At 36.2% G+C, this 5,134-nt stretch carries 6 protein-coding genes and 1 pseudogene; 3 read left to right on the forward strand and 4 right to left on the reverse strand.

Translation table 11 applies throughout. From position 1 onward, the window contains the following. The 3 genes and pseudogenes from AC1WHX_RS10315 to AC1WHX_RS10325 all read left to right on the forward strand — a co-directional run. Positions 1–243 (forward strand): DUF6249 domain-containing protein (locus AC1WHX_RS10315; protein WP_481229293.1); only part of this gene is annotated, 243 nt, incomplete at its 5' end. After that, positions 230–779 (forward strand): annotated as a pseudogene (locus AC1WHX_RS10320) (RNA polymerase sigma factor). The gene AC1WHX_RS10315 and the pseudogene AC1WHX_RS10320, both read left to right, overlap by 14 nt. After that, positions 769–1,086 carry a DUF5056 domain-containing protein gene (locus AC1WHX_RS10325; RefSeq protein WP_009319644.1) on the forward strand — a complete coding sequence of 106 codons (318 nt, stop codon included), beginning with the start codon at positions 769–771 and terminating at the stop codon, positions 1,084–1,086. Before AC1WHX_RS10320 ends, AC1WHX_RS10325 begins: the two are co-directional and overlap by 11 nt. 50 nt (positions 1,087–1,136) lie before the next feature. Here the strand turns inward: AC1WHX_RS10325 and AC1WHX_RS10330 are convergent, their stop codons facing one another. The 4 genes from AC1WHX_RS10330 to rsfS all read right to left on the reverse strand — a co-directional run bounded on the left by AC1WHX_RS10330 (position 1,137) and on the right by rsfS (position 5,087). Then, the gene (locus AC1WHX_RS10330; RefSeq protein ID WP_122304176.1) at positions 1,137–1,982 is read right to left on the reverse strand and encodes a phosphatidate cytidylyltransferase; all 846 of its coding nucleotides are present in this window, start codon (positions 1,980–1,982) and stop codon (positions 1,137–1,139) included. Positions 1,983–2,053: 71 nt separating this feature from the next. Continuing rightward, on the reverse strand, positions 2,054–2,518 hold the full coding sequence (locus AC1WHX_RS10335; RefSeq protein ID WP_009319642.1) for a MaoC family dehydratase: 465 nt from the start codon (positions 2,516–2,518) through the stop codon (positions 2,054–2,056). Positions 2,519–2,623: 105 nt separating this feature from the next. Continuing rightward, positions 2,624–4,681 (reverse strand): ATP-dependent zinc metalloprotease FtsH, encoded by a 2,058-nt coding sequence (gene ftsH, locus AC1WHX_RS10340; protein WP_122338365.1) that lies wholly within the window; start codon positions 4,679–4,681, stop codon positions 2,624–2,626. Between the two features lie 46 nt (positions 4,682–4,727). Next, positions 4,728–5,087, reverse strand: a complete 360-nt coding sequence (gene rsfS / locus AC1WHX_RS10345; protein ID WP_009319640.1) for a ribosome silencing factor — start codon at positions 5,085–5,087, stop codon at positions 4,728–4,730. Between the last annotated feature and the right edge of the window lie 47 nt (positions 5,088–5,134).

The following is a 5,134-nucleotide window of genomic DNA, read 5'->3' on the forward strand; positions in this document are numbered from 1 at the left end:
GAAGAATCTTCCTCAAAAAAGCCGTTATATAGTAAGAAACGCTTGAGTACAGCACTTACGCTAATAGCTTTAGGTATCGGTATCCTGTTTTTCGGACTTGTTGCAGAGAATAAATATGTTTGGGCTTTTTCTGTAATACCGATATTGATAGGTTTGGGGCAATTATTGGTTTATAGAATAGAAGAAAAATCCCGGATTGAAGAGCTGTCTAAAGAAGAGCAGAATATAAATGAGCAAGAATGAAGATATTTTATTGATTGCGAAGTGTCTTTTGAACGATGACAGAAGGGCATACACCCGTTTGGTTGATAAATATCATCCTCAGATAAAGCGCTTTTTTTTAAATCAAACTTTAGGAGATGCTATGTTGAGTGATGATTTGGCGCAAGAGACATTTATTAAGGCATATACCAGTTTGCGCTCATTTAAAGGTCTGTCATCGTTCTCTACATGGATTTTTTAGAATAGCCTATAATGTTTTTTATGATTTTATGCGGAGTCGGAAATGTTCGGAAGAGTATAGTTCGGATGTTTTGGATCAAGATTATGAACTTCCTTCCGAAACGGTAATTCGTAATATAGATATATACAAAGCGATGCAGATTCTTAAGCCGGAAGAAAGAGCTATAATACAACTGTTTTATTTGGAAGATCTGTCTTTGAATAAAGTTTCGGAAATTATGAATATGCCTTCGGGAACAGTCAAATCTCATCTCTCTCGGGCTCGTCAGAGATTGAATGTATATTTAGATAAAGAGGATTATAAATATGGAGAATGATGATAAGTTGAAAGCATTCTTTAAGGAGCATGCACAACCTTTACGCAGAGAGGTGTGGTTTTCTCGTAGAGTGATGAATCGATTACCCGGAGAAACCAGACGGAAAATACGAATTATTGAGATGACGGTGTGGTTTATTTCTGCAATATTCGGACTGTCACTTTGTTTTATGTTCGGAAAATCGATCACCGCAATCAGTGACTATAAAGAGCTTTTTTCTGTGATGAACTTGTTTACGTTTTTGGCCTTTATTTCTGTCCTGTTAATTTTGGCGAATCAGCTTATTAAGCTATTTCGCATACGATAAACAAAAAAACGCAGGATAAATTTCCTGCGTTTTTTTGTTTATCTTTTTAATTAATAGAATTGATGACATAAAAAGAGATAGATTACTGCTGCCGGTGCTGCCAATAATACACTGTCAAACCGATCGAGCATTCCTCCGTGTCCCGGTAAGATAGAGCCGGAATCTTTAATTTGTAAAGTCCTTTTTAAAAGAGATTCACATAAATCTCCTAATGTTGCGAATATCGAAACGGTTATGGCTAATCCATACCATTCAAGTTGACTTAGAACGTTGAATTGTGTCGATAAGATGTATGCTAATACTAAATTGAATGCAATGCCGCCCCAAAAACCTTCCCATGATTTTTTAGGTGAAATGCGTTCGAATAATCGTTTTTTTCCGATTGCCGATCCGACAAGAAAAGCTCCTGTATCATTGATCCATATAAAAGCAAAAAATGATAAAAGCAGCCATGGATTATAAAATAAAAAAGTTGAGGAAGGTTCAAAAGCCAGAAAGCTCAATAATCCTATAGGAAGAGCAATGTAAACTTGTCCCATAAAAGAATGAGACCATCGAGTTATCGGGTCTTTATCTTTCATATATAGTTGAATGATAAAACAACAAAGAAAGTAGATCAAATAGGGAATAAAAACAACTCCTTTAGAAAAAGCAGGCAATATATCGCTTGCATATAAATAAAGTGATAGGGTTAAATAGTTTCCTCCCAATATATTGACAAATAAAGTGATCTTTGGTGAATTGCTTCCCTCTATTAACCTGTAAAACTCGGTAAGTGTCAATGTTGTGATAACAAGCAACAATGCCAATAGTGTATATTTGCTGTATAATATAGCACCGATAATAATACCGATAAACAATATACCTGTAATAGCTCTGATAATTAGATTTTTCAAAACAAATAAGTTTTAATAAATAAATTCGTAATTAAGGTTTTAGGTAATATAAAGTACTTTTCAATATAAGATTACATAAAATGATATAGAAAAATTACTGTTGCATCTAATGCCGTTTTTTTACAATCTTTAATTTCCAAAGACACTTTTATTTCAGCTTTTGCTATCCCTCTCAAATTGACTAAAGACAGTAGTTTTGCTCTTAATCGCACCTCGTTTCCGACTAATACAGCTTGATTGAAACGTAGTTTCTCAATACCGTAATTTACAAGCATCTTTACATTGTTTACCTCTATAATTTGATTCCAAAGGTAAGGCAGTATCGATAAGTTTAAATATCCATGTGAAATAGTTGATTTATAAGGACTTTCCGCTTTAGCTTTTTCTACATCTACATGTATCCACTGATGATCGAAAGTCGCATCTGCAAATTTGTTGATTTGTTCTTGGGTGATTTGCATATAATCCGATACTCCCAATTCTTTACCTACATATTGTTCGAATTCTTCGAAATTGTTGATTACTAATTTGTTCATAGTATGTTTTGTTTATTTTGTCTATTTTGTCGTTCTATGTGTTTATATAAAGAAATAGAGTTGCTGTAATATAAATACAGCAACTCTTATAATAGTTACTACTGATTATGCTTTTTCAGGAATTTCAGCATTGTTTTTTGTTTCATTTATAGGCGGCATTTGCTCTTTCTTCGTCGAAAGCTCATCGTCCGTCTGTTCACTATTTGGTTTGTCAGGCTCTGATTGAGATTTCTTAGCTTCGTTTTCATTTAAAATTTCATCCGAACGAGAAGTCCATTGTCGCTTTCCGAAAATTCTTTCTACATCTTCTGTGTAGATAACTTCACGTTCAAGTAAAACCTGTGTAAGTTGCTGGTGTCCTTCTGCTTTCTCTGACAATATAGATTTAGCGCGTTCATATTGTTCATTCACAATACGACTTACTTCCTTGTCTATCATACGGGCGGTTTCTTCACTGTAAGGTTTGGTAAAGCCATACTCTTGTCCGGTAGAATCATAATAAGAAAGATTCGGTAATTCTGCACTCATTCCAAAATATGCGACAATAGCATAGGCTTGTTTGGTCACCCGTTCCAAATCATTTGCAGCACCGGTAGAAATACGTCCGATAAAGAGCTCTTCCGCGGCTCGTCCGCCTAATGTTGCACACATCTCATCCAGCATCTGTTCTTTTGTCGTGATCTGACGTTCTTCCGGTAGATACCATGCTGCACCTAAAGCTTTACCTCGAGGTACGATTGTTACTTTGACCAGCGGGTTGGCATATTGTAAAAACCAGCTTAGAGATGCGTGTCCGGCCTCGTGGATTGCAATAGACCTTTTTTCTTCTGCCGTTGTTATTTTTGTCCGTTTTTCAAGCCCTCCGACAATACGATCTACAGCGTCCATAAAATCTTGTTTCTGAACGGAGTTTTTCCCTTTACGTGCGGCGATGAGAGCTGCTTCGTTGCAGACATTGGCAATATCTGCACCGGAAAATCCGGGAGTTTGTCGAGCTAATAAATCGACATCAACCGAATCATCTATTTTCACATTCCGTAAATGAACCCGGAAGATTTCTTTCCTATCGTTTAGGTCGGGTAATTCCACATATATTTGGCGGTCAAATCTTCCGGCACGCAACAATGCTTTATCCAGAATATCAGCACGGTTTGTTGCAGCCAAGATAATAACTCCGCTATTAGAACCGAAACCGTCCATTTCTGTCAATAACTGGTTCAATGTATTTTCTCTCTCGTCATTCGAACCCATATTCGGATTTTTCCCTCGAGCACGCCCGACAGCATCAATTTCGTCAATGAAAACAATACAAGGAGCTTTCTCCTTGGCTTGACGGAACAAATCTCTTACACGAGAAGCACCGACTCCGACGAACATTTCGACGAAATCTGATCCTGAGAGAGAAAAGAACGGCACATTAGCTTCTCCCGCTACCGCTTTGGCAAGTAAAGTTTTTCCTGTTCCCGGAGGTCCTACGAGTAAAGCCCCTTTAGGAATTTTACCTCCAAGATCAGTATAACGAGCCGGATTCTTTAAAAATTCAACAATTTCTTCGACCTCTTGCTTAGCTTCAGACAATCCTGCCACATCTTTAAAAGATACCTGCACCGGACCTTCTTTGTCGAAAAGTTGTGCTTTCGCTTTCCCAACATTGAATACTCCTCCGCTTCCTCCGCTTTGACCGGACATTCTTCGCATCATGAAAAACCAAAATGCAAATAATAAGATAATCGGCAAAAATGAGAAAAACATATCCGAGAAATCACTGCTTTTGTCATACTTGACAGCTGCATTGAACCCGTTTTCTTTTCGCCATGTCTCTACATTTTTGTCAAAAGCATCTGCCGATGGAATATTCGTAAATATTTTAGGATTTTTACCTATCTTATCAGCTGTAGTCTTAAAAACTTTTTGTGCTGTACTATCTTTGATATAGGCTTCTAAATAGTCTTTATTCGTGTAAACGACAATCTGCTTTATCCCGTTATCGCGGGCAACTTCTTCAAACTCAGACCAAGTTACTTCTTTTGAGTTCGAATCGCCATTCATATAATAAAGGCCTATCAATACAAAAGCAATCAATGAATACATCCAATATAAATTGAATCGGATCATTTTAGGCTTTTTATTGTTAGGACCTTGAGGTTTTGATTTATTCTCCATACAGTAATAATAAGTAATGAATATTGTTTTATAAAAACAACAATAACTATTCCACATCAGGCAGTGCTGTCAATTTGGCATCACTCCATAATTGTTCTAATTTATAATATTCCCGATATTCAGGAAGAAAAACGTGAACATAAATATTTCCGTAATCCAAAACGATCCATTGTGAATTTTGATATCCATCATATCCGAACGGTTTAATTCCTGTTTCTTGTTGAGTATATTCACGAATGTTGTCTGCAATAGCAGAAACCTGCATTGTTGATCCACCTTCGCAAATGATAAAATATTCTGCCGAAGCTGAATCTATGGCAGAAAGATCTGCTGTTATGATTTTCTTTCCTTTTTTTTCTTGAATTCCTTCTACTATTTTTTGTAATAAAATTTTTTGGTCTTCCATTTAATCTTTAATATTGCTAACTAATTTAATAAGGTGCAAATATAAAT

This window comes from Coprobacter sp. (genome assembly GCF_982436375.1).